The following is a 24,725-nucleotide window of genomic DNA, read 5'->3' as shown; positions in this document are numbered from 1 at the left end:
ATGTTTTAGCTCAGCCCGTTTAAATAGAAAAAGAGGCTTAAATGCAGTACTGTACCCGTTGCGTATACCCCAGCATTTCCGCTGTCCCGTTAGGATTTGATGAAAATGGTGTTTGTACGGGCTGCCGGGCTCATGATCAAAAGAAAACCATTGACTGGGCCGAACGCGCAGAATGGATCAAGGAAATCGCCGATGAGTACCGGGTAACAGACGGCAGCAATTATGACTGCATCATCCCCGTCAGTGGCGGAAAAGACAGTTGGTATCAGACCTGGTACGCCAAAGAGGTGTTGGGACTAAACCCGTTGCTAGTCACCTACAACAGCAACAACTACTTGCAAGTGGGTTTGCGGAATTTAAAACGCATGCGGGAAGTATTTGGGGTGGATCATCACTTCTTCACCCCCAGCCCTCAAACGCTGATCAAGTTAAACCGTCTTTGCTTCAAAAAAATGGGCGACATGAACTGGCATGCCCATTGCGGGATTTTCACCTACCCCGTGCAAGTGGCCGTTAAATACCGCATTCCGTTAATTATATGGGGTGAACACGGCTATACCGATTTGGGCGGCATGTTCTCCATGAACGACCTGATCGAGATGACGGCCAAATTCCGTTTGGAACACGCGCAAAGAGGCTACGACTGGTTTGATATGCTAGATAGGGAAGAAGGGGAGGAAGAGGGACTTCAAGCCAGAGATCTCCTGTGGGCCCGCTACCCTTCGGATGATGAGCTGGAAGAGATTGAGGTCCGAGGCATTTATCTGGGGAATTTTGTAAACTGGGATGGCAATGAACAAACCGAACTCATGAAAAAATTCGGCTTTGAAGAATCACCGGTTCCCTTTGATCGCACCTATCGGCGGGTTTCCAACCTGGATGACATGCACGAGAACGGCATTCACGATTACCTGAAATTTGTAAAATTCGGGTATGGTCGCGCTTCTGATCACGCTTGCAAGGACATTCGAAGCGGTAAAATGACCCGCGAGGAAGGGGTGGAAATGGTGCGAAAATACGACCATGTCAAACCCCGGGATTTGTTGCGATGGCTGCAGTATGTCGGCATGTCCGAAGCGGAATTTGACGCCATTGCCGATACGTTCAGAGACTCCCGCGTTTGGCAAAAGAATTCGAGTGGCGAGTGGACGAAGGAAAACATCTGGGGAACCCCATCCGCCTACCCCGTCCCGTCATTAACGGAATCGAATATCGAATGGAGCGAATTCCAGAAACAAGCGGTTCCTCAGTGACAGAGAGCGCCATTTCCCTGCGTCCGGTCACTCTAGAGGATGGATCGCGTCTTTTTGAGTGGCGTAATCATCCAGCGGTCAGGCAATTCGCCTTGCAACCCGATGCCATTGACAGGGAAAGCCATTGCCAGTGGCTGCAAGCCACGCTTGAAAACCCGCTGCGGGTGCTACTGCTGGGACAGCTTGATGGTGAACCGGTGGGGGTCCTGCGCTATGATCTGAATTCTGGGCCGGGCTCTGATTACGACGGGGCGGAAGCGCTGGTGTCGGTGTATCTGGTGCCGCAACGGATGGGGCAAGGGCTGGGAGCGCCATTGCTGGTAGCGGGGCATGCGTGGCTTTTGTCTCATCGTCCAGCGGTTCGGCAACTGAACGCCCAGATTGTACCGGCCAATGTGGCTTCGGTTAAAGTGTTTGAAAAGGCGGGATACCAGGCGGTGTCCCCACAAGGAGCGCAGGGGGTTTTACAGTATGTCTACCGGTTCTAATCAGCAGAATTTTCAGGTGGGCACCCGCCCGCTGGGGCCGGATCACCCGCCCTTGATCATCGCCGAGATGTCAGGCAATCATAATGGCTCACTGGAAAAAGCCCTAGCAATTGTGGATGCCGTGGCCGAAGCGGGGGCAGATGCTTTAAAAATCCAGACCTACACGGCGGATACCATGACGCTCGATCTCAGTGAGGGCGAGTTTTTTATTGAGGACCCCACCAGCCTTTGGAAAGGGGAGTCTTTGTATAACCTGTACCAGAAGGCCCATACCTCATGGGACTGGCACCAGCCCATTTTTGATCGGTGTCGGGAAAAGGGATTGATCGGCTTTAGCTCTCCGTTTGACGCTACCGCCGTGGACTTTTTACAGGATCTGAACGTTCCTTTGTTTAAAATCGCCTCGTTTGAGATTGTGGACATTCCCCTGATTCGCAAGGTAGCCGCCACCGGCAAGCCCACCATTATGTCCACCGGGTTATCCAATGAGCAGGAAGTGGCCGAGGCGGTCGAAGCCTTTCAGCAGGCCAACGGTGGGCCCCTGATTTTGCTGAAATGCACCAGTAGCTACCCCGCCGATCCCAAAGACAGCAATTTGCGCACCATTCCCTTCATACAGGAGCGCTTCGGGGTGTATGCAGGTCTGTCGGATCATACCCTGGGCACCGCCGCCGCCGTGGCCAGCGTGGCCTTGGGGGCCGTGGCCATTGAGAAACACGTGACCCTATCCCGGGCGGAAGGCGGCGTGGACTCAGCGTTCTCGATGGAACCAGACGAGTTAAAACGTCTGGTGGATGAAACCCGGCTGGCCCATCGGGCCTTGGGAGGCGTGGGGCTCAGCCCCACCGAGAACGAGCGCAAGAATCTGGTGTTTCGCCGATCGTTGTATGTGACCGCCGATATTGCCAAGGGCGAAACGCTAACCCCGCAGAATATCCGAGCCATTCGCCCCGGTCTGGGTTTACCTCCCAAGCATTGGGACGCCGTGCTGGGTAAGCGAGCCAAAACATCGCTCAAGCGGGGCACCCCTCTAGCCTGGAATTTAATTGAAACAGACTGAATGGAAATCACAACATGACTGTACTGAATGAAAATGAAATCCGTCCTCAACATTTGATGACAGAACAAACCCAGCGCTATTACAACGACATCGCCCGTTTGATGCGCCACCAAAAAGATTTTCAACGGGTGGCCTGCCCGGCTTGCCAATCGGCTAAGGGCACTGTCATGCTGGAAAAATATGGAATCACGTTTGAGACTTGTCCCCAGTGCCAGACATTATACGCCAATCCTCGCCCTCTGCCAGAGCATCTGGATGAATATTACCGTGAATCGGAAAATTACGCTTACTGGAATGAATGTATCTTTCCTGCTTCTGCGGAAGTCCGGCGTAACAAGATTTTTAAGCCCCGGGTGGAACGGGTGCTGGAAATTTGCGACCGTTACCACTTACCCACCCACACCCTACTAGAAGTCGGAGCGGGCTTTGGGCTGTTTTGTGAAGAAATGCAAAAAACAGGCCGCTTTCAACGGGTCATCGCGGTGGAGCCGACGCCCAATCTGGCTCAAACCTGCCGGGATCGCGGATTGGAGGTTATTGAAAAGCCCATTGAACACATTCAGGTCAATGAGTTGAATACGGACCAGCAGAAAATTGATGTGATTGCCAATTTTGAAGTCATTGAGCATTTATTCTCCCCCCGTCAATTTTTGGAGCAATGCGCCAGTCTGCTGGATCAGGACGGCATTTTAATTCTCACTTGCCCCAACGGGCTGGGTTTTGATGTGGCAACTCTGGGCGCAGTGTCGGACACGGTGGACACCGAGCATATCAACCTGTTTAACCCGGAGTCATTGTCTCTTTTATTGGAACAATGTGGGTTTCGGGTTATTGAGGTTCAAACGCCGGGCCTGTTAGACGCGGAACTGGTTCGGAACAAGGTTTTGGACGGTAAATACAGCCTCAAAGCGCAGCCTTTCCTGAAACAGGTATTAATTGATGACTGGGAGACCAAAGGCCAAGCCTTCCAGACTTTTTTAATTGAAAATCAACTTTCCTCCAACATGCTGCTGGTGGCCCAGAAACGCTGACCCAACCTCTCCCCGGCAGTACCGGGAATAATGCCGGAAGCCTCATACCGGGAACAGAAACCGGAGCAGCCAGAAACGCTCAGGGCCTGCTCAAAAAATGTTCCAGCTGGGTCAAAGCCGCTTGGCAGTCTTTTCTGCCGAAACCGATCCGAAAGTGACTGGCATAAGGCCCGTACAGGCTGCCGGGCAAAATCATCACCCCGGTTTCCTCTAACAGGCTTTGACACAGGGCATCGGTCGTTTCCGCCCTTAAATACCGGGGAAAACCCAGACAACCGCCCCGAGGGCGAACCCAACGGCAATGGTCGCTCATGCGCTCAAAAAATTGATCCATCACGGATAAATTGGCCCTCATTTGCTGGAGATTCCGGGCCAGAATGGCGTCCCCCTGCCCCAAGGCCAGGGTAGCCAGCACTTCACCGGGTGAGGTCACACAAATGCTCGTGTAGTGCTTCACATCAATGGCCCCTGATAACACTTCCGGAGCCTGAGAGGCAACCCAGCCAATCCGCAAGCCCGGCAGTCCGTAGGCCTTGGAGAGGCTGGACACGCTGATGCCCCGCTCGTACAGGGTGGCCACGGGGGGCAGGCGATCCGCCGGATCAATCTCCATCAGGCGATAGACCTCATCGGAGAAGAGATAAATTCCCCGCTGGCGGGCCATGTCAACCAGTTCCGACAGAACGGCCAGCGAAGGCAGTGCCCCCGTAGGGTTGTTCGGAAAGTTGATAATAATAGCCCGGGTATTGGGCTTCAGGGCCGACTGAACCCGATCCGGCTCCAGTTGCCAACCGGTGGCCTCCCGCAGACTGACCGTGGACACCTGACACAGGCTGGCCGGAATGGAGAACAAAGACTGGTAACAGGGCGTCACCACCACGGCGTGATCCTCCGGGGTCAACAGGCCCTGCAAGGTACAGAGAATGGCTTCGGCGGCCCCGGCAAACACCCCCACATGCTGAGCCGTCAGCGCCTCGTATTGCTGGGCAATGGACTCTCTGAGAGGGACGGAGCCCTGCGGGTGCGTATAATCCAGGCTGGTTTCTGTCCACAACGCTTCTGACTCGGTGTCCATCGAAGACAGCAATTCCGACAGGGAGCAAGTTTCCAGCCCAGAGGCGCACAAGGAAACACGCATCCGGGGTTCGTGCTTTAAAAGGTATTGTTCCAGTTCAAAAGGGGCAAACATGGGCAAATGGCGCTTGAGCATTTTGTTCAACTTCAGTTACCATCATGGGATAAGCTCAGGGGCAATGGCAATCATTATTTGGAGACGCTTGACAAGTTTTCAGACCAGACGATGGCCTTGCCCGGACGCCCCGTTTAGAACAGGCGAACACGGACAGGAGGATGGCGCATGGGGCTTTTGAAAAACCAGTCGGATTTACGGGCGCTCAGGCAGGCTGGAAAAATCACCCAAACGGTTCTGGCCGCCCTGCAGGCCCACGCTCAGCCGGGTATCCCCCTGATCGAACTGGAGCGACTGGCCAACCAGCTACTGGCCCAGCACCGGTCCACCGCCCCCTTTAAAAGTTTCAACGGCTTTAACCACGCCATTTGCGTGTCCATCAACGATGAAATCGTCAATGGCCCGCCCTCTCGCCAGCGGGAACTACAAGCGGGCGATCTGGTCAGCATTGCCACCGCCGCCGAGCATCGCAATATTCACGCCAAGGCGGCCCGCAGTTTTTGGGTGGGGGCCACCCCGCAAGCGGATTTCCCGGATTTGGTGGGGGGTACCGCCGCGGTCATTCAGCGGGTGATGGCAGCCGGGCCATCCATGCAAACACTGAACGCACTGCTGGGCATCATTCCGCAAACCGCCCAGGACTTTGGACTGAGCGTGATCGCCGGTCTGGGTGGCTCGGGTATCGGCAAACAGCTTCATCAGGCCCCCGATGTGCCCAATGATCCCGCCGATCTGAACACCGAAATTCCCCTGACCCCGGGCCTGTGTTTTACGCTGATGCCCATGTTCTCGCTGGGGTGCGCACGGTTTAAAGTGTCGGAGGATGGCTGGACGTTTTTGACCGAGGATGGCAGTCTGGCCGCCCATGTGGCCGACACCCTGCTGGTTACCGAACACGGGCTGGAAACTATCACCGGGTCCCCTCCTTCCGAATGACGGCAGCCTGACGGATTGAAATCCCGCTTGACCCGACCGGAGCCGGGGAGTAAGGTAAGGGCGTCTCCGTCCTGATTATCTCCGTACTAATTATCCGTACTAATTCAATGTGAGAGAGAGCCCTGCGCCATGATTAGCGAAACCCTGAAGGTTGAAACGGCAGCTTGCCACGATGCCATTGAGAACGCCAAGCGGTTTACCCGTCTGGGCAGTGAGGATTTTAGCCGGGATGAATACGTGGAGATGCTGTCCCGCTTTTATGGCTTCTACCAACCGCTGGAAGCGGCGTTTCGTCTGCACCCCACCCTGATGAGCGCCCTGCATTACCAGCAGCGCTTCAAGTTGCCTCTGCTCATTCAGGATTTAACCGATTTGGGCGTCAGTCAAGAGACCCTGGACGCCTTGCCCCTTTGCCAGGACTTGCCGCCCACGGAATCGGAGGCTCAGGCTTTGGGCTGTATGTACGTGATGGAAGGCTCCACCCACGGGGCCCAGTTTATCGCCAAGCGGCTTCAGGCCAGACTCCAGCTGGATGACAAGGGATTAAGCTACTACCGGGGCTATGGCTCCCAGACCATGAGCCAGTGGAAAGCGTTTAAGGACTATCTGGATACCACCATCACCCCAACGGATGAGCCGGTGGTGGTAGCAGCGGCCACACAGGCCTTTGAATGCCTGCAACGCTGGATGGACAGTGACCATTAAGAAGGACTCCTGATTGTATGTTTGCCATAATTTTGACCTACAAGCAACCCCTGCCGGTGGTGGAAGCCCACACGGCGGCCCATCGGGCCTATCTGGATCGGTACTACCAGCAGGGCGTCTTTTTACTTTCAGGACGACAAAATCCCCCACAGGGCGGGGTGATTCTGGCCAAGGCAGACTCACGGGAACACCTGCAACACATTCTGGCGGAAGATCCCTTTCAAACCGAAGGGGTGGCCGATTACGCCATTTACGAATTTACCCCCACCAAATTCCAGCCCTGTCTGGCGGAGTGGCTGGGCGGGCAAACCTAGACCCGCCTGTTGCCTGGACAATAGCCGCTGTAAATTAGACCAATGAGCAACCCCCACTCCAATTCATCCCCGGCAATTCTAGACCAATGAGTAATGGTTGCCGGTCCCGGGCTGTTCTTTAATGATGGGCACAAATCACAGTCGTCTATTGTTAGGATGAGGTGCGGCCATGGTTGCCACATTGGTAAAGCTCAGCGTTTTTCGTCGGCGAAAAGTACGGGAGCGTGTCCTGGATGCCCTGGAACAGTTCTATCAGAACGTTACCCTCCCGCTGGAGGATCGCAACCGGGAGGTCGATTCCGACGCACTGGAAAGCCTGCTGGTGCAGGTTTTGGGCGAACATTGGGTGGATGGACTGGGTTCCAGCCGCCAGCGAGAATTGCTGGAAGAGCGCTGTGAACGCTTTTCCCGTCGCTTAAAAGCGGGTTTAAAACTTAAACTGAAAACCCTGCGCCATTTTGAAACCCTGCAACCCAAGCCCCGGCCTTTCAGCCACTGAACCCAGTGGGGTCCTCAAGAGCCATCAGGGCGCGCCCGGCCTCCAGCAAAGCCTCCTCCACCAGCCCGGACCCGCGCCGTAAAACCGGATCGCCGTGGGCGGGCAACACCACGTCCACCTCCAGCCCTCGCAGGGGCTGAAGGCCCTGAAGGGCATTGCGGCAACGGGTGTAAAGCGCAGCGCTGGCGGGGGCTTCTTCCTGAGACAGCCACGAAACGGACAGCCGCTGAAAAGGATGGCCAATCAACGCGTCGCCCACCATCAACATCCGGAGTTCAGCGTGATACAAGGCGCATTCGCCGGGCGCTTGCTGATCCTGAAGGGCAATGGCCTGCCATCCGTTGGGAAAAACGGTTCCGGCCCGGTACACATGATCCGGCGGGGTTTCCAGCAAGGCGGCCTCCCCTTCCGGGGCGAACACGGGAAGGCCGAAAGCCTCCCGAAAGCGCTGACTGGCCCGCTGGTGACGGGCGCTGGTTACAATAACGCTGTGCGGGGTGGGCAGGGCCAAAAAGGCATCCAGTACTTCGGGCCCGGCACACGGCGGATCCACGATAAAGGCTTGCTGGCCCGGCGTTTGAATGAGGTAGCCGTTGCAGTCCAGTGCCCGGGTTTCCTCATAAGTGGACCACAGCCACACCCCTTCCGTGACCCGATGGGGAAAGGCCCGATCGGGAAGGCTCATGGCGGCGTGTTCGTAGCGCTGATAAGAAACTTTTTTCATGCCAATGCCGCTCCAGATTAAGGCCCGGTGACCCGATGAATGGTGTTTTATGGATACAACTGCTTGATGAAACTACTTACTGAAAACTGTTTTATAAAACTGTTGAATGGCGCTCCATGAATGGCAATCAGTGATCCCAAAAATTGAACGGAAGCCCCCCTGGCGGTTTGTCCGCCCCCGGCAGGGTTATCCGGCGCTGGGAATTTCATCGTTAATCATCTGCTCCATTTCATAATTGCCGGATTGCTGATTGTTCTGACGGGCTGGCAACCCCATCCGGTCCCGCTCCTGACGCAACAGGCGATTGATCAGGACGCTGGGATCCTCGTTCCCCGACTGCTTTCGCACTTGCTCAATAAACAAGGCCGTGTCGTTATCCAGAGACAGGACATAGGTGGTTTTCATCAGCAGACTCCTTTTCTCACGACCATTTTGTTCGTACCGCCAATGTATCGGTCTTGCCACCGGTCGGACAATTACCCGTGGGTCTAGGCTGTCTTCATCCTGAATCACTAGCCTGCAAAGCTAGCTGGTCGGCTAGGTCAGTGTAGACAATCGGTGAATTGCCGAGTGTGGGCTGACTTGCCACAATAAGCATCTGCTTGCGCACAACATGGGCTTGCGCAGGGCCATTTTCATCGGATTGATTTCTAATTAATTTCTATCGATTTCTATCTAATGGATGGATGAATCAGAAAGTCCGGCTTTTGTTTTGAATGTCCGAATCAGCCCCATATCCAAATCGGCCCGAAAAAGCGCTGCCGACCCCGGGCTGGCAGACACCGGACCGGATACTTTTTTAATCAACGAACCTGGGGCCATTACAGCCACTCAAAGTTCCACGGAAGCAGCTGATAACAACCAAAGGAGAAGCAATCATGAGCGATCAAGAGTATTCTTCAGAATATGGGAGTGAGAACAGCTACGGTACCGATACCTCCGCCAAGAGCAAGGAAGGCTTGACCGCCGTCAAGGAACGGGTCAGCGAACAGGCCAACGAGATTAAGGGCAAATTAAAGGAGCAGGCCTCCAGCCTGGGCAACCAACTGGGACAAAAAATCGACAGCGCCCGGGGTAAAACCTCCGCCCAGCTCCGCAATACCTCCCAACGGATTGGCCATTGGGCCTCCTATGTGGAAAGTAAGGACGCCAAGGACATGTCCGACGATCTGTTGCGTTCGTCTCGTGAACTGATTCGTCAACATCCCGGCAAAAGCCTGATTATTGGGCTACTGGCCGGAATCTTCCTGGGTCGTTTACTTTCCGGAGAGCGGGCCCCCCGTTACCCACTGTTCAGGGCCTTTCAGAATTCAGGCAACTGATCGGCAATGTTCAGCCTGACTTTGCTCAGAGGCTCTGATAAAGGGCTCCTGTGACCCATTGCCACGGCCCCATTCAGACGCCAAACCCAGACGCCCAATCCAAACGGAGGTGATTTCAGGCATGAGTGCATCCTTGTCATCCGATCGCCCTGATCCACTGACGTTCAGCCAACTGGTCCGCGATTTAATAACCAAGGTGGGCGAATTAATGACCACCCAAATCGCCCTGACCAAAGCGGAACTGAAGGCTGAAAGTCAAAAACTGATGATCGCCGCCCTGCTTGGTGTGGTGGCCTTGCTGGCAGGGTTTACCGGCCTGCTGCTGGGGGGTATCAGTATTGTACTGCTACTTTCCCAATGGCTGAATGTGGTTTGGGCTTCACTGATTACCACGGGCCTTTACCTGCTGGTCACCGGCCTGCTGCTGATGGGCATGGTGCTGGAGTTGCGCAAAAACAGTGAGCGAATGCAGGTGGACACACCAGCCTGAGAGCCTAAAAGCCTGAGAACATACAAGAAGGAGTTCGGCATGACCACCATGGGCGAATTGCGTTCAAAGCGCCACATCAAGGAACAGGAAATTACCGAGCTTGCCCACAAGATTGAAGATCGGCTGGATTTTTACAGGGACTGGCAGGAGCGGGTCAAGGATTCTCCCCTGCGCAGTTTTGGTTTTGCGCTGGGGGCGGGGTTTCTGCTGGGCAGCGGAATGTCCGGCAGCGTGCTGCAAGGCCTCATTCGTCCGCTGGTCAATGTAACCCAACTGGCCACATTGGGGTATCTGCTGAACTGGTTGCGCAGCACCCGATAATGGCGAAAGCCGGAACCATGCGGTCCCGGCTTTCAGCGTTCCACTGATCCCAGCCCAACATCACTCTACCCGACACGACTCAAAAACCTGTCTTACGCACTGAGTTCGCCCCTGAAGCACAACGATTAAGCGCTATGGCCCTGCCGTGCCCAGTCTGCCGAAGTCAATGCACAGGAGGAATCCTGAGTCTTGTCTTTCAGTAAGAATGCTGGCGTGGTTGCAGCGGAATGAGTGAACAAGCCCACCCTGTTGCGGACGCTTGCCACACCCGTTCGAAATCATGCGGTATCCATGTTACAAAGCCTCTCTCTGCCAAGCCATTACCGGGCATAGCGCCCCGAAAATCGCGTTCGACCCATTGACGGGTCACCCAACACTTAAATAAAAACAATCAATCAGGGCGAATTGCCAGCCCCTAACAAATAATTACAAACCTGACGACCAAGCGGGTGTCCCGCAAAAGTGGTGCGCTCGGAGCGGCATTGGGGAACTATTCTTTTGCCCACTGTTCTTTTGCGAACTATTCTCTTGCGACCTGTTTTCTATTGTTTCCACAACCACTTTTTGAATTTCTGGCACAGTAAAATCAGGGGATAGCCGATGAAAAGCACAGCGTCCGAGAAAATGCCCACCACCAGCACCCCCACTTCAGCCAAATCCGCTTTCAGCGAACGCTTTTTATTCTCTGTTGGACGTTCGGATCCCTTGGCTGCGGCAGGCGGTTGGGCTACCGGCCCTGGGAAAGCACGGTGCGCCCTGGGGTTGAGTGGCGGCGGTTTCTGATCGGACAGGGCAATGTGGGTCATGGAAAATAAAAATTCTTAAAGTCGTGGTCAAACTGTGTGTTGGGCATTTTGCTTTATTTTATAAAACGGCTCCCTGTTCCACAATTGCGCCGGGTTAAAAGCAGGCTGGCTTCAAGGGCGATACCCCCCGATGCTCCACGGGATATGACAGGCGGTGTGCCTCTGCGAGATAATGGACGGGTTGTCGGACTGCTTGAGGATTGAGCTGTATGAAGGCTGAAATTATCGCTGTGGGTAGCGAGCTGCTGCTGGGAGACGTGATCAACTCCAACGCCGCCTGGATTTCCAAAGAACTGGCCGCTCTGGGCGTGGATGTGCATTATCACCTCACGGTGGGAGATAACACGGCCCGCATTCAGGGCATTATGGCCCAGGCCTGTGAGCGCTCCGATTTGCTAATTTTTACCGGCGGTTTGGGCCCCACCGATGATGATTTGACCATTGCCACCATTGCCGACTTTTTCAGGACGCCGGTGGTGGTCGATCCTGAATCGGCAGAGACCATTCGCAAGCGGTTTATGGCCCGGGGCATGCCCCTATCGCCCAGCAATCTCAAGCAGGCTCAAAAACCGGAGGGGGCGGAAACGGTCAAAAACCCCGTGGGCACGGCGCCGGGCATCGCATGGGAAGTAAACACCGAGGCCGGTAAGCCCATTCGGTTGCTGACCTTCCCCGGCGTGCCCAAGGAGCTGTATGCCATGTGGGCAGCGGGGGCGGAGCGGATTCGCCACTGGCAAAGGCAGGCCGGGGAGGCCCCCGCCGTGCTGCTGACCCGGCACTTGCACTTTTTCGGCATTGGAGAATCCCGGCTGGGGGAATTGCTCAGCGATTTGATGCAATCGGCCAATCCCACGGTGGCCCCGTATGTGGGCCGGGCGGAGGTTACAATCCGGGTGGCGGCCAAGGCCGATAGTCCCGCGGCGGCGGAAGCGCTGGTAGCGGGCATGAGTCAGCAGATCGTGCAACGCTGTCCCGAGTATTACTTTGGAGACGATGAGGCTACCATGGAGGCGCATGTGAGCCATTTGCTGCGGGAGAGGAACTGGCGGCTGGCCGTAGCCGAATCCTGCACCGGGGGGCTGCTCAGCAGTCGTTTGACCGATGTGCCGGGTAGTAGCGCGTATACCCATCTGAATGTGGTGACTTACAGCAACGCGGAAAAAACGCGCGTGCTGGGCGTTTCGAAGGAAACATTGGCAACGCACGGGGCGGTCAGTGCCGAGGTCGCCAGGGCGATGGCGGAAGGCTTGTTGGCTTCCAGCGGGGCCGATGTGGCTTTGTCGATCACGGGCATTGCCGGGCCGGACGGCGGCAGCGAGGAAAAGCCGGTGGGTCTGGCCTATATTGGCATTGCCCAGGGCATGCTCGGCCCCAAAAAATCAGTCCAACAAAAGTCAGGCCCGGGAAACTCTATATGGATCAAAAAGGTACTGGTCAACGGTCGAAACAGTCGGCAGGACATCAAGCACTGGTTCACCCAGTATGCTTTGAGCTATCTGGCTCAGGCCCTGCAGGGCAAGCTGGAGTCCGACGTTGATTAGCAAGCCTGCACAAGCGTTTTAGACAATCCCGTGACTATTTCAAGCTGGGGTTATTCCGGCAACGCACTCCGCAGGGTACAATCAGGGTTTGATACATTCTTTTTATCTTGCCCTTTACCCTGCAATCCCATTATGTTCGGCACTCGGGTCATTCCCGCCCAGCTGTGTGGGAGTGGCCCATCACGCGGCAGCAAAGCATTCCCAAAAATCATTTTGATTCATAATGGAAGAATAGGACAGACAGTATCCAGATGAATCGTAAGCAAAGGCAGGAGAGACCCCATGCGGTCATCCCACGTTGAGTCGGTCGATTTTTCAAGGAGCTTTTGTACCTGGCTATTACAGGAGCAAACCGGTTACGGAAGATTCTCCATCGAAGCGGTCTTGAGAATCAGGAACCATCAAGTCTCCCAGTCCGCCATTCAGGAAGAATATGTGTTGCTGTCTCAGGTGGTGGCGGGCAACGTCTATGGACAGCAACAGCTTGTGATTGAACCTGTTTACCAGTTTGCGGCCCTATTCGGGTCAACACATTACAGGGTATTTCGAACCCACTACCCCTTTCAGCCCCATCAAGATAGCGTCTCCCCCATTCCGGATCGCTTCAGGGCCATTGAAACAGTCATTCATCCGGCCCCGGCCATCGCCCACCAAAACGCTCAGGGGGTCATTGTCGCCACGCAAGCCAACCGCCCACTGGTGACCCATATGACCTACCATGGCCCAGATGGGCTGCGCGCGGAATTAATATTTCCGGTAAAACACATTAACGTGCAGCCGGTAACCGGCCAGTTTCAGGTGGAAACCGGGCCCATCTTATGGCCCACACCACCAGCCACTAACAGCGCCACCGGACAATGGGAGCTTGAGAATTTGACCCGGGCCTATACTATTTTTAATCGCTTTGACAGGGCTGAAATCGCGGAAAGCACAGCCCTGGAGGACTCATCAGCACACTCAAGCAAAGACAATGAACACACCCTGGAAAACAATCCGTGGCCTCAGGCCCGTCACTTTCGGTTTGCCGGACGCTGGCCGGTTGAAATTCAGATTGCCGCGCTCCTCTAAAAAACCTCAGCAAACATGACCTCAATTTCAGAATTAACCGATGGCCGCATACAGATCCAGTAGCTTTTGCTCTTCCGTTTCCCAGCAAAGCTCTTGTTTGGCCCGCTGCAAATTGCTCAGGTAGGCTTGCTTTAATTCGGGAGAATCGAAGAATTGCCGAATTTTTTGAGCGATTTGCCGGGGATTTTCCGGATCAAACACAAAGCCGATTTTGTAATTTTCCACAATATTGCGAAGCTCAGGAAACTCGGAGGCGGCAATGGGAATGTTGGCCTGAATGTATTCAAAAATTTTGTTGGGCAAACATAAATAGTGATTCATGCAGGTATTGATAATGGGTTGCAACCCCAAATCCGCCGAAGCCGTCCATTGCAGCAATTCACTGGAGGGAATGAAGCCTTTATAAAAGACCCGATCTCTCAGCGTCTCTGACGCTTCAATTCGGGTCAGCAAAGTTTGCAAAAACTGTTCATCCGCAGGTAAAACCGGCCCTATCAAAACCAGTACCACGTCCACATCGGCCAGATGCTCTATGGCTTCCACGGCTTTGTCGATACCCCGTTTTCGGGCAATTTGCCCCTGATACAAAATGACCTTGGTGGGCGCTGGCAAATTGAAATGATCATGGAGTCGGTTGCTACGCTCAATTTGCTGATAGGGCGAAAAATTGCGAATGGTGGCGTAATACTTCAGGGGCTTTGGGGCCTGCGCTTGCATATGCTGACCAATGGAATCATTCACGGCAATCACCGCGTCGCAATGGGGCAGCACCCAGGATTCAAAGCGACGCATCCAGGATAATTGCCCCAACTTCTTACGCCGCTGAGCAGGCGTCATGTTGGTGCCGTTGTTCAGGCGATCCTGCTCTTCCTGAAACAAGGCATCCCACCACTCATGGGAATCATAAACCAGACGGGCCTTCCAGAATTTGGCCAATAAAAAACCCAACAGTAAAACCGGCGGATCGTGGACATGCACGTAATCGGCACGGGGATGTGAAGTCAGTACTTTCAGAAAGCTCTTCAACAATCGTAAACTGACCAGATGATACTTGTAGAGGCGTTTTTTGAGCAAGCGGCAAACCGCATAACCGTTTTGTTTTTCCTGTTTCGGTTTTCCGGGAATTTCCGAGACACAAACCACCGAAACGTCATAACCAGCCTTTACCAGCGTTTCATTTTCACGAAATAAACGGGTTTGATGCGATAAATCTTTGTTAAGCAGAACGCAAACTTTTTTCAATGAGGCATTACCACGCTTGTGCCCGAATCATAACAGGCTTAATACAATTCACATTTTTCAATTCAGCCGATTTTAAACCATCAGCCAATCTTGTTATCAGTATCTTCAAAGGCTTTGCCACCTGTCAATTAACCATGTGGGCAAAAGGTTCAGAAGGGCTTAGCGCCTGTTTCAGGCTTTGGGCAATGAGATGACGCGCCGTGCCCTTGCCGTAATATTGCGCCATAGAGGTCTCCGGTGTTTGAAGAGACTGAATGGCAGCCAACATCCGATCCGGAAAGAGATCCACCAACTGGTTCCAACCCGCCTCAACGGTTTCAACCCACTCCGTTTCCGGTCGCAGGGTCACACAAGGCACCCCAAAAAAAGCGGCTTCTTTTTGCACGCCACCGGAATCGGTGACCACGCAATAAGCGCTTTCCTCCATTAACAGCATCTCAAAATAACTGAGCGGATCGATACAGTGAATATGCCGGAATTCCGTGGACTTCAGCAAAGGGCGCAGACGGGGATGCACCGGGAACACAATATCCATATTCAAGGTATCCAACGATTGAAGGACAGCGAGGGCTTGCTCGGGGCGTGCCGTGGTTTCCGCCCGGTGCATGGTCAGCAAAATATAAGATTGGGCCTTGACCCCCAAGGATTCCAACAAGGTTGGAAACTGAGCCCGGGCGACCTCCAGATACAGGGCAATGGCATCCATCATGACATCCCCGCTCAGGTAAACTCCCTGCCGAATGCCTTCATTAGCCAGATTATTCACCGCCGTTTGCGTGGGGGCAAACAGCCACTGGGCCAGATGATCGGTCATCACCCGATTGATCTCTTCCGGCATGCGCCGGTTGAAACTGCGCAACCCGGCCTCCACATGAGCTACCGGAATGTGCAGCTTGGCCGCTGCCAGGGCCCCAGCCAGCGTGGCGTTGGTATCACCGTAAACCAGCACCACATCGGGCGCAACCGTTTCCAGAATGGGCTCCAGCTGAATGAGCGCCTCCCCGGTTTGATAGCCATGGCTGCCAGAGCCGATGCCCAAATGATAATTCGGCGGCTTCAGCCCCAACTGCTCGAAAAAAATGGCGGACATATTGGCGTCATAATGCTGCCCGGTATGCACCAACACCTCTTCCAGCCCCACCTCCTGCAAGGCCAGACTAACCGGGGCCGCTTTAATAAACTGCGGTCTGGCCCCAATCACCGTTAAAATCTTTTTCATGCCGGTTGAACCTCCGCTGTGGGGCTGTGTGCGTTGCTGCCGTGCAGGGGCTGTGGCGTTTTGTAATCGGCCACTTCTTCCAGCCAAAGACAAGCGGTTACATAGCGCCAAAGGGCCATTTCGTCCTGCACCCGAATGGGTTGCCCCTGCAGACAGGCCTGCCAGACCCTTCGCAGTCGGGCCAGATGGGCAGGCGCTAAATCCCGCAAGGCTTCAGGGACGACGGATAACAACTGGCTGATGCGCTGGGCCATTTGCGGATCCCGACGAAACCACACCTGACCGGGGGTGGAAAACCCCATTTTATCTCTACGGTTGAGGATGGCGGGCGGAATCAGATCCTGAGCGGTTTCATACAACAAGTGCTTGGTTCTGGCCCCCCGAATTTTAAATTGCGGCGGCAGGGAGAACATAAACTGAACCAGCCGGTAATCCAGAAACGGCAAGCGGGATTCCAGAGAAAAGGCCATGGAATTGCGGTCTTCATAATGCAGCAAATTGCACAGGGTAAACAGCAAATCTTCCAGCATACGGGTGGTTAAATCATCCCACTGACCGGCGGGCAACTTGTCCAGAACGGTATGCCCTTGCCGGGGGCGCTGATACTGAACGGGCTGGCTGGTTTTCTTCCATGCCTTGCGCCATTTGGGAACATAGCCCCGGCCCACCCGATCCAGAATGGCCGAGCGGCTTTGAACATAATTCTGAAGGCTGGCCAACCCCGGCTTTTGCCGTAACACCCGCATATGGTGATAAATAGTAAACGGAAAATACGAGTGATAGCCGCCCATCACCTCATCCCCGCCCTGACCATCCAGCAATACGGTGACTTTGCCCTGGGCCAGACGCATGACGGCGCGTTGCGAAAGCACCGACGGTCCACCGGTTGGGCCATCCTGCTCATAAATGGATTGCTTCACAGCATCCAGCAAGTTCTCAAACACCGGGGTTACAAAGTGGGCCTCGCTGTCAAACCGGACCACCGCCTCCCGAATGTAGGCGGACTCATCCACCTGAGGCAGGTCAGGATAAACGCAGGAGAAGGTGGACAAGGGCCGATCAAACAGCCGGGTGGCCATACCCACCATGGTGGTGGAATCCAGTCCGCCACTCATACAAGCGCCCACCGGCACATCGCTGCGAAAGCGCAGCCGAATGGCATCCTTGAACAAGGCCTGAAATTCTTCCAGCGCCTCGATGTCACTAATCAGACCAGACCGAACAGACGGTTGCCAGTCCCAGTAACGCCGTGGCGCAGGGGTTTCCCCGGGACGCACCACAAAATAATGGCCGGGCAGCAAATTTTTTAAACGGGCGTAAAATGTTTCCTCATAACCGGCAAAATCGGCATGGTGAATAAAATCTTGCAGAAAGGGCAAGTTGGGCTCACGCCAAAAAGCATCCAGACTCAATATGGCCTTGGCCTCGCTGGCGAAAACCAATTGCTGTCCGTTCATCCCGTAAATAAACGGCTTGACGCCAAAGCGATCCCGGGCGCAAAACAGGGTTCGCTGAGCGGGATCGTACAAGGCAAAGGCCCACATACCGTTAAAACGGTTCAGACAATCGACACCCCAATGGTCGTAGGCCTTTAAGATCACTTCCGTGTCGCTACCGGTTTGAAACGGGTAACCCGCCGCCAGTAACTGTTCTTTTAATTCCAGATAATTATAAATTTCGCCATTGAACACAATGACCCGGCCCGTGCCGGGATCAACCATGGGCTGGTTGGCCCGACTGTCCAGATCAATAATGCTCAGGCGGGCATGTCCCAGGGCAATGCCCGGTTGCGTCCAGATTTGCAAGGCATCCGGACCCCGGTGACGAATAGTGCTAACCATACGCCAAATCAGGTCATCACTGACGTTAACCCCTGATTCCGCCTGAAAAACACCTGCAATGCCACACATGAATAAACACCTTGTCCATCGTCATCCTATTTAAGCACACAAAAAAATTGAGGCCCTAATCATTACAAATCATTAAATGGCTGAGCGGGAAGTCCCCATTGTTCCCAAGTCGTTTGCTTTCTCCGTGAATCTTGTACTATGATTTCCAGTGATCTAAAACTGGGTTTTGAGCTTGTCTCGTATTAAAAAGGAAATCCGCATGACTTACAAAATCTCCGCGCCACAAGCGGTTGACTATGGCCAGTTTTCTCCTGACGCTGTGACAAGCCAGACCAAGTATGGCCTGCCTCAGGAAGTCAAATTTTGCAAATCGTGCGTCATTTCCAACCAACGGCCCAATTCAGCGGTTGAGTATAAACACACCAAAGAAAGTAAAAAAGCGACCATCCACTTCGATGACAAGGGCATTTGCGATGCATGCAAGGTGGCCCGGCAAAAGCATCAGGTAATCGACTGGACTGAGCGGGAAGCCCACCTGCGGGAATTGTGCGATCGGCACCGCAGCAAAGACGGTTCCTACGATTGCATCGTGCCGGGCTCTGGTGGGAAGGATTCCTTTTATGCCGCCCACATGCTGCGCTACCAATATGGTATGAATCCCTTGACCGTAACCTGGGCGCCGCACATCTACACCGACTGGGGTTGGAAAAACTTTCAGGCCTGGATTCACGCGGGTTTCGATAACTTCCTGCACACCCCCAACGGGCGTGTCCACCGACTGTTGACCCGTCTGGCTGTGGATCAATTGTTTCACCCCTTTCAGGCCTTTATGTTCGGACAGAAGTCGCTGGCCCCCAAAATGGCTCTGCTGCATCAAATTCCGCTGGTATTTTACGGGGAGAACGAGGCCGAGTACGGCAACCCGATTGCCGACACAGACACGGCCAAACGGGACTGGTCTTACTTTACGGCAGACGATAAATCCAAGGTTTTTCTGGGTGGTACCTCGGTTGAGGAGTTACTGAGCGATTACGGTTTAAGCAAAGCGGATTTAGAGCCTTACATGCCTGCTGACCCGGAACAGATTGAGCGGCAAAACGTGGAAGTTCACTATCTGGGTTATTACCTGAAATGGCACCCGCAGAGCTGTTACTACTACTCGGTGGAACACGGCGGCTTCCAGGCCTCCCCGGAGCGCACCCCCGGTACCTATAGCAAGTACAACAGCATTGATGATCGCATTGATGACTTTCATTACCACACCACCTTCATCAAATTCGGAATTGGCCGGGCCACCTATGACGCGGCCCAGGAGATTCGCTCCGGGGATATTACCCGCCCGGAAGGCGAAGCGTTGGTCAAGCGGTTTGACGGAGAATTCCCGGTACGCTTTGCCGAGGAGATTTTCCGATACCTCAGCATTCCAGCCTCGGAGTTCCCCCAAGCCTCCCGGCATTTTGAGCAACCCATTATGGATCGGGCTTACTATGATTTGTTAACCGATACCTTCCGCTCCCCCCACCTCTGGCAGTACCGGGATGGTCAGTGGGAACTGCGCCATACCGTCTGGCAGGAATCGGCCACTGCGGGTCCTTCTCGGGAGACCGCCTGTGCGTCCTGAGGTCCGGCTGATTCCCCGGCTGGATATCAAGGCCCCCAATCTGGTCAAAGGCATCCATCTGGAAGGGTTGCGGGTCATGGGCGATCCGCAGGAATTTGCCACCCGCTACTACGAGCAAGGCGCGGATGAGCTGCTGTACATTGATATTGTGGCCAGTTTATACGGACGCAACAACCTGCGGGACATCGTCAGCCGCACAGCACGGAACGTGTTTATTCCAATCACGGTGGGTGGCGGTATTCGCTCAGTGGATGACGTGACTGAACTGCTACGGGCCGGGGCCGACAAAGTGGCCATTAACACGGCGGCCACCAAGCGGCCTGAGTTGATTCGTGAAGTGGCCCGCCGCTTTGGTTCGCAGTGCATGGTGTTATCCATTGAGGCCAAGCAGGTGGCTCCCGGCAAGTGGGAAGTGTACACGGATAACGGCCGTGAAAAAACCGGGCTGGATGTCAGGGAATGGCTGCAACGTGGTGTGGAACTGGGCGCCGGTGAAGTGCTTCTGACTTCCGTGGATCAGGAGGGCACCCGCAAAGGCTTTGACATGGCGCTGGTTCGTGAAATGGCCAAGCTGGTGGATGTGCCTGTAATCGCCAGCGGCGGCATGGGAACGCTGGAGCATTTAGAGGAAGTCATTGCGGGCGGGGCGGATGCTGTGGCCATGGCCGACGTGCTGCACTACAACCGACTGAGCTTATCCGACATGCGAGACAGAATACAGTCAAAGCGGGAGTTAGCCGTTTCATGAAACGCCGGGTCAGCATTGTCGATTATGGAATGGGAAACCTGTTCAGCGTTTCCCGCGCGCTGGAACATTGCGGGGCCGACCCTGTTTTTGTGACTACGCCAGTGCAGGTAGCGCAGGCTGAGCGCCTGATTCTTCCCGGTGTGGGCGCTTTTGCCGATGGTATGGCCGGTCTGAAAGAACGAGGTCTGGTGGAAGCGCTGCGAGCCTATCATCTCAGTGGAAAACCGTTACTGGGAATTTGTCTGGGCATGCAAATGTTACTGGAAACCAACGAAGAGTTTGGCCTACATCAAGGACTCGGCCTGTTGCGGGGTAAAGTCACCGCCATTCCCAAGGTTGGCACCGATCAGATTCCCCATAAAATCCCGCACATTGGCTGGAATAGCCTTTCCCTTCCGCCACAACAACCTGCCTGGGAGCGGACCATTTTGGCCGGGATTCCCGAGCAAACCCGCATGTATTTTGTGCATTCCTACACGGCATTTCCCACTCATGAGGAAAACCGGTTGGCGGATGCCGATTACAACGGCCAGCGCATTTCAGCGGTCGTTCATTCTGGCAATCTGTTTGGCTGTCAGTTTCACCCGGAAAAAAGCGGTCCGTGGGGCTTAAAAATTATTGAGAACTTCATTAATCTCAACTGACAGCGGTGCCTTCGTGCGCTGACTGGGCTTTCGCTTTCTGGCTTTCTGCCCACGATTGAACGCGCTGGGCATACGTAGATTGTGTGTGGGGAAATTGAAAACGAGGAACAATCGAGTCCCACCGGGACACATCCGCGGCATTTTGTCCTGAAGAAGATGCGTCAGACATCGTCAGGGCCATCGCCAAAGCAGCATCCAGTGCCACATTCAGGGCCTGTGGCTCGGTTACGATGAAGGCGGGGTCATCCGGCCAGGGAATCTGCTGGATGGCCATGACCTGATCAAAATCGATGGCCAGTGTGGGCTTTTGCAGGTACAAGCCCTCGCACAGGGTGGCAGAAAACACAGAGGTGACCACATCCACCGCTTTCAAGGTTTCCCACAGGGGCAGTGCTTCGGGTTCACACACATAAACGCGATCGGCAAAAACCGAGGCTTTTACCACTGTTTCCACTATGTCATCAGTTTCCAGAGGATGACGTTTGATGAGCAACTTGCACTGAGGATTGTGCCGTAAGTAATTCAATAAACTGAGCAGATACGCTTTTTTAATGCGCCCCGTAGAATAGCCGTGCAAGGATTGGGTGTAAACACCAATCAAGGGGGCGCTTCCTTTCCAGGCCATCAGGTTCTCATATTCTGAGGAGGGAGGTTCTGAAGCGACTTGTTGAGCCAATGTTTCCCACTTGGGATTGCCCATAACGTGCAGCCGCCCGGTGACGGGATAGCCATTTTCCCGCAATGATTCCGCGGTTTGCCGGTTCCATAAAAAATAGTCGTCAAACCACAACCCGTCCACAGTCCAGGAGGGCCCCACAATACCATGCTGAGCATTGATGAGCTGAAACGCCTGCGGCACTTGTTGCTTCATCATGCTTAAAAACGCCCCATACAGATTGAACTCCAGACAGCCCAGCACGGTGGCGGGTTGCAGACGGGCCATGGTGGCCTCAAAGGCCAGAAATTTCTCAACCAGATCCGATAAGAGATCGATCTGCGTGTAACAAAACTGACGTTGCCCTTGAGCCAGCTTTCCGATTTGCATCCGCAGAGATTCAAAATGAGCCAGAGCGCTCTCAAAGTGCCGATTTTGAGACAAGCCGGACAATTGACACAGGGTGCCTTTTATCTTCCTCAATCCCTCTGCTGGAATGGCGATTTTGGCAGTCAGCGCCAATACCCGCACCCCCTCGTCCCCCTGCAAACCGTCCAGTACCGGGGCCAACAGGGCCAAATGCTCCTGATGGGGAATGACCGCCAAAAGCCCGCCCGTCTCAGGCGCAAGTTCTACGCCATCCATTGTGCCAGCGAGTAGCGCTTGTTCTTGCCATTGACGCAGCTTTCGCATCAAGCGATCAGAACCCAGTGTACTTCGGCACTGAATGGGGCACTGCGGTTGACCCAGCCCAAACGTTGAAGAAAATTCACAAACGAGATCAGGGGTTAAATGGCTATCAATGAGAGTCAAGCCCGATGGGCGGGCCTGTGTTCTGTCGTGCAGCATGCTGTAAAGCATCGGCAACCCCTGATAGGCCAGATGAAATTGCAAATTAAACCGGAATGCAAAGCGAAAATCCCAGTCGCCCACATGAAAAAACGACGGCAACAGCCGGTCAATCTCATCCAGAATGGCATTGGCATAAGTGTAAGCGACATGGTAGATATTCTGCCCCGCCGGGATTTGGAGTGGTTGTCCAATCACTGTGCAGGCAAAGGGCGGCTTTTTCCAGTTAGGCTTTATGTTATCGGGGTAATAACAGTGAATGGGGCCAATCCAGCTTCGCCGGGCCAGCTTCAAGGCTCTTTGGGAAGGCTTGAACAGCAAAAAGTGACGTGTGATGCACCCTTTCAAACGCATTAGCTCTCCAGCATTTGCGGCTGTAATAGCTCATCTTGTGCGATGGCCCGCTTCAAGCGTCGCCCCAACACCAGATGCAGATCGGCTGGAGAAATACCCGTTCCAGGCCGCTTGGCCATTAAATCCTCCAGCGTCAAACGGTGATCCGCAGGTAAAGCGTGCCGAGCCACCAGACTTTTGCGAGCCACCCGAATGCAGTCGGCCTCAATGGGATTCGGTTGCTTGATCCCGTCCCCCAGAGCCGCTTCGGTCTCCCGAATGGCCCGAACCATGTCGGTCAGTTCCTCAAGACTCAGGGACGCCTTGTGATCAGGGCCGGGCAAGGTTTTGTCCAGCGTAAAATGCTTTTCAATGATGCCAGCGCCCAAAGCCACGGCGGCCACCGGAATGTGTATGCCCAGGGTGTGGTCTGAATAGCCAATGGCACAATCGGGGAAGGCCTTTTGAAGCGTCCGCATGGCCCGCAGGTTAATGGTTTCCGCCGCCGCCGGATAGGCACTGACACAATGCAAAAGCGCCAATGACGGACGGTGTTTCTGCCATACCGCTTGCACCGCCGCCTCCACTTCGGCCAGAGTGGCCATGCCCGTGGAAAGAATTAAGGGGGTATTCATTTCTCCCAAAAAACGAAGGAAAGGCAGGTTGGTCAATTCCCCGGACGAAATTTTCAGCAGCGGCAACCCCATAGTCTCGTGCAAAAAAACGGCAGAGGCGTCATCAAACGGCGTACACAGAAATTGAATGCCAGCCTGTTCCGCATATGCTTGCAATGCCAGAAAATCCGCTTTGGGCAAGGCCAGCGCTTCCAGCAGATCAATTTGGGTTTTAAGGGGCCGATTGCCGTTGGCCTCACCGGCTTCCTGATAGGCTGCCAGCGGGGTTGCCGCAGAAGCCAGCAGGGCCGGTTCAAACATCTGAAACTTGACCGCGTCAGCCCCCGCCTGGGCGGCCCCATCGATCAGGGCCCTGGCCATGGCCAAATCCCCATTATGGTTCACACCGGCCTCCGCGATAATGAAAGTACCTTGCGTTTTTGAAGAGAAAGGACTGGCCGAAAAAGGCTTCATGAAACAACGGACTCCTGACCCATTTGATTGCGATTATGACCTTGTAAAACAGGTCGGGCCGGATTGCCCACAACCGTAGCGCCTTCGGCTACCGATTGCAGCACCACGCTACCCGCCCCCACGGCAGCCAGACGGCCCACGCTCACTTGCTGTAGCACAATGGCCCCGGCCCCAATCAGGCTATGATCGCCCACCTGGGAATGACCGCACAATATACTACCGGGGGCCACATGTACATTTTGCCCCATATCGGCGTGATGTTCCACAATACTGCCGGTATTCACAATGGCAGCGGCCCCTAATTTAACAAACGGCTGAATCACGGATCGGGCCCCGATAAAGCAGCCCGGACCAATGATAGCGGAGGAATCCACAACGGCGGTGGGATGAATCAGGGTTTTTGGCGTAAATCCATACCCTTGCACTCGCTGAAAAATATCCCAACGCTTCGGGTTGGCAGTGACCATGCCGATGCCAAAATAAAAAGCCCATACACCTTGCTCAGACAAGGCCAACAGGCCAGCCTCCGTTTCAGGATAAACCGGCAAATCCATTAAATGGGTCGGGCCTTGGTAGCCTGCATGCTCCAGCCAACCCATCAATAAAGGGGAGACCTGACCCGGTGTGTTTTGAAGGGTCTGCCAGGCAGCCCACAGCACTTGGGCGTGTCCGCCGGTTCCCACAATGACCGCTTTCGGTCTGTCAGCCTCTATATCCATAACCCGCATG

26 protein-coding genes are annotated in these 24,725 nt (G+C 54.5%); 16 read left to right on the top strand and 10 right to left on the bottom strand.

Annotated elements, in window-relative coordinates; genetic code table 11:
• Nucleotides 1-41 precede the first annotated feature (41 nt).
• Genes DF283_RS05125 through DF283_RS05110 form a run of 4 tightly spaced genes read left to right on the top strand, consistent with a single transcriptional unit; the run spans nt 42 to nt 3,832 of the window.
• The gene (locus tag DF283_RS05125) at nt 42-1,253 is read left to right on the top strand and encodes an N-acetyl sugar amidotransferase (protein ID WP_303673653.1); all 1,212 of its coding nucleotides are present in this window, start codon (nt 42-44) and stop codon (nt 1,251-1,253) included.
• Nucleotides 1,250-1,741: a GNAT family N-acetyltransferase gene (locus tag DF283_RS05120; RefSeq protein ID WP_303673652.1), complete on the top strand. Its 492-nt coding sequence runs from the start codon at nt 1,250-1,252 to the stop codon at nt 1,739-1,741. Before DF283_RS05125 ends, DF283_RS05120 begins: the two co-directional genes overlap by 4 nt.
• A complete protein-coding gene (pseI, locus tag DF283_RS05115) occupies nt 1,725-2,801 on the top strand; it encodes a pseudaminic acid synthase (RefSeq protein ID WP_303673651.1) in 1,077 nt (358 codons plus the stop codon). The genes DF283_RS05120 and pseI overlap by 17 nt, the downstream gene beginning before the upstream one ends.
• A gap of 14 nt (nt 2,802-2,815) precedes the next feature.
• Nucleotides 2,816-3,832: a class I SAM-dependent methyltransferase gene (locus DF283_RS05110; protein ID WP_303673650.1), complete on the top strand. Its 1,017-nt coding sequence runs from the start codon at nt 2,816-2,818 to the stop codon at nt 3,830-3,832.
• Nucleotides 3,833-3,911: 79 nt separating this feature from the next.
• Here the strand turns inward: DF283_RS05110 and DF283_RS05105 are convergent, their stop codons facing one another.
• Entirely contained in the window at nt 3,912-5,042 is a 1,131-nt protein-coding gene (locus tag DF283_RS05105; protein WP_303673649.1) for an aminotransferase class I/II-fold pyridoxal phosphate-dependent enzyme, read from the bottom strand.
• 147 nt (nt 5,043-5,189) lie between these two features.
• Between DF283_RS05105 and DF283_RS05100 the strand changes: the two genes are divergently transcribed.
• From DF283_RS05100 to DF283_RS05085, 4 genes are all read left to right on the top strand, one after another.
• On the top strand, nt 5,190-5,957 hold the full coding sequence (locus DF283_RS05100) for a M24 family metallopeptidase (protein ID WP_303673648.1): 768 nt from the start codon (nt 5,190-5,192) through the stop codon (nt 5,955-5,957).
• 129 nt (nt 5,958-6,086) lie between these two features.
• Nucleotides 6,087-6,662: a biliverdin-producing heme oxygenase gene (locus tag DF283_RS05095; protein WP_303673647.1), complete on the top strand. Its 576-nt coding sequence runs from the start codon at nt 6,087-6,089 to the stop codon at nt 6,660-6,662.
• Between the two features lie 17 nt (nt 6,663-6,679).
• A complete protein-coding gene (locus tag DF283_RS05090) occupies nt 6,680-6,976 on the top strand; it encodes a YciI family protein (protein ID WP_303673646.1) in 297 nt (98 codons plus the stop codon).
• A 169-nt stretch (nt 6,977-7,145) separates the two neighbouring features.
• Nucleotides 7,146-7,475 (top strand): hypothetical protein, encoded by a 330-nt coding sequence (locus DF283_RS05085; protein WP_303673645.1) that lies wholly within the window; start codon nt 7,146-7,148, stop codon nt 7,473-7,475.
• On the opposite strand, the gene DF283_RS05080 is transcribed toward DF283_RS05085, so the two are convergent.
• Entirely contained in the window at nt 7,465-8,199 is a 735-nt protein-coding gene (locus tag DF283_RS05080) for an MBL fold metallo-hydrolase (RefSeq protein ID WP_303673644.1), read from the bottom strand. The two genes, DF283_RS05085 and DF283_RS05080, sit on opposite strands and share 11 nt — an antisense overlap.
• Before the next feature lie 186 nt (nt 8,200-8,385).
• A complete protein-coding gene (locus tag DF283_RS05075) occupies nt 8,386-8,604 on the bottom strand; it encodes a hypothetical protein (RefSeq protein ID WP_303673643.1) in 219 nt (72 codons plus the stop codon).
• 473 nt (nt 8,605-9,077) lie between these two features.
• On the opposite strand from DF283_RS05075, the gene DF283_RS05070 reads away from it, so the two are divergent.
• The 3 genes from DF283_RS05070 to DF283_RS05060 all read left to right on the top strand — a co-directional run bounded on the left by DF283_RS05070 (nt 9,078) and on the right by DF283_RS05060 (nt 10,332).
• On the top strand, nt 9,078-9,521 hold the full coding sequence (locus DF283_RS05070) for an ElaB/YgaM/YqjD family protein (protein ID WP_303673642.1): 444 nt from the start codon (nt 9,078-9,080) through the stop codon (nt 9,519-9,521).
• Between the two features lie 121 nt (nt 9,522-9,642).
• Nucleotides 9,643-10,011, top strand: coding sequence for a phage holin family protein (locus DF283_RS05065; protein WP_303673641.1), 369 nt, complete (start codon nt 9,643-9,645; stop codon nt 10,009-10,011).
• A 39-nt stretch (nt 10,012-10,050) separates the two neighbouring features.
• A complete protein-coding gene (locus tag DF283_RS05060; protein WP_303673640.1) occupies nt 10,051-10,332 on the top strand; it encodes a hypothetical protein in 282 nt (93 codons plus the stop codon).
• 542 nt (nt 10,333-10,874) lie between these two features.
• Here DF283_RS05060 and DF283_RS05055 read toward each other — a convergent pair.
• Nucleotides 10,875-11,138, bottom strand: a complete 264-nt coding sequence (locus DF283_RS05055) for a hypothetical protein (protein WP_303673639.1) — start codon at nt 11,136-11,138, stop codon at nt 10,875-10,877.
• 209 nt (nt 11,139-11,347) lie between these two features.
• Between DF283_RS05055 and DF283_RS05050 the strand changes: the two genes are divergently transcribed.
• Nucleotides 11,348-12,679, top strand: a complete 1,332-nt coding sequence (locus tag DF283_RS05050) for a competence/damage-inducible protein A (RefSeq protein WP_303673638.1) — start codon at nt 11,348-11,350, stop codon at nt 12,677-12,679.
• A gap of 282 nt (nt 12,680-12,961) precedes the next feature.
• The gene (locus DF283_RS05045; RefSeq protein WP_303673637.1) at nt 12,962-13,747 is read left to right on the top strand and encodes a hypothetical protein; all 786 of its coding nucleotides are present in this window, start codon (nt 12,962-12,964) and stop codon (nt 13,745-13,747) included.
• 33 nt (nt 13,748-13,780) lie between these two features.
• Here the strand turns inward: DF283_RS05045 and DF283_RS05040 are convergent, their stop codons facing one another.
• The 3 genes from DF283_RS05040 to asnB form a co-directional block, all read right to left on the bottom strand.
• Nucleotides 13,781-14,989 (bottom strand): glycosyltransferase family 4 protein, encoded by a 1,209-nt coding sequence (locus DF283_RS05040; RefSeq protein WP_303673636.1) that lies wholly within the window; start codon nt 14,987-14,989, stop codon nt 13,781-13,783.
• A 124-nt stretch (nt 14,990-15,113) separates the two neighbouring features.
• The gene (gene wecB, locus DF283_RS05035) at nt 15,114-16,208 is read right to left on the bottom strand and encodes a non-hydrolyzing UDP-N-acetylglucosamine 2-epimerase (protein WP_303673635.1); all 1,095 of its coding nucleotides are present in this window, start codon (nt 16,206-16,208) and stop codon (nt 15,114-15,116) included.
• Complete coding sequence (asnB, locus tag DF283_RS05030) at nt 16,205-18,118, bottom strand: asparagine synthase (glutamine-hydrolyzing) (RefSeq protein ID WP_303673634.1); 1,914 nt, start codon at nt 18,116-18,118, stop codon at nt 16,205-16,207. Before asnB ends, wecB begins: the two co-directional genes overlap by 4 nt.
• A gap of 199 nt (nt 18,119-18,317) precedes the next feature.
• Between asnB and DF283_RS05025 the strand changes: the two genes are divergently transcribed.
• The 3 genes from DF283_RS05025 to hisH are packed head-to-tail and all read left to right on the top strand — an operon-like array spanning nt 18,318 to nt 21,071.
• A complete protein-coding gene (locus DF283_RS05025) occupies nt 18,318-19,679 on the top strand; it encodes an N-acetyl sugar amidotransferase (protein WP_303673633.1) in 1,362 nt (453 codons plus the stop codon).
• Nucleotides 19,669-20,427 carry an imidazole glycerol phosphate synthase subunit HisF gene (gene hisF, locus DF283_RS05020; RefSeq protein ID WP_303673632.1) on the top strand — a complete coding sequence of 253 codons (759 nt, stop codon included), beginning with the start codon at nt 19,669-19,671 and terminating at the stop codon, nt 20,425-20,427. Before DF283_RS05025 ends, hisF begins: the two co-directional genes overlap by 11 nt.
• Nucleotides 20,424-21,071, top strand: coding sequence for an imidazole glycerol phosphate synthase subunit HisH (gene hisH, locus DF283_RS05015; protein ID WP_303673631.1), 648 nt, complete (start codon nt 20,424-20,426; stop codon nt 21,069-21,071). Before hisF ends, hisH begins: the two co-directional genes overlap by 4 nt.
• Here the strand turns inward: hisH and DF283_RS05010 are convergent.
• From DF283_RS05010 to DF283_RS05000, 3 genes are read right to left on the bottom strand one after another with little or no spacing between them, the layout of a single operon-like run.
• Complete coding sequence (locus DF283_RS05010) at nt 21,064-22,929, bottom strand: hypothetical protein (protein WP_303673630.1); 1,866 nt, start codon at nt 22,927-22,929, stop codon at nt 21,064-21,066. The two genes, hisH and DF283_RS05010, sit on opposite strands and share 8 nt — an antisense overlap.
• Nucleotides 22,929-23,996 carry an N-acetylneuraminate synthase gene (gene neuB / locus DF283_RS05005; protein WP_303673629.1) on the bottom strand — a complete coding sequence of 356 codons (1,068 nt, stop codon included), beginning with the start codon at nt 23,994-23,996 and terminating at the stop codon, nt 22,929-22,931. The genes DF283_RS05010 and neuB overlap by 1 nt, the downstream gene beginning before the upstream one ends.
• Nucleotides 23,993-24,724: an acetyltransferase gene (locus DF283_RS05000; RefSeq protein WP_303673628.1), complete on the bottom strand. Its 732-nt coding sequence runs from the start codon at nt 24,722-24,724 to the stop codon at nt 23,993-23,995. The genes neuB and DF283_RS05000 overlap by 4 nt, the downstream gene beginning before the upstream one ends.
• Between the last annotated feature and the right edge of the window lies 1 nt (nt 24,725).

The sequence above is a fragment of the Vampirovibrio chlorellavorus genome (assembly GCF_003149375.1).
Taxonomy (GTDB): domain Bacteria; phylum Cyanobacteriota; class Vampirovibrionia; order Vampirovibrionales; family Vampirovibrionaceae; genus Vampirovibrio; species Vampirovibrio chlorellavorus_B.
The sequence above is the reverse complement of the archived record's forward strand: the minus strand, read 5'-3'. Positions and strand labels throughout refer to the sequence as shown.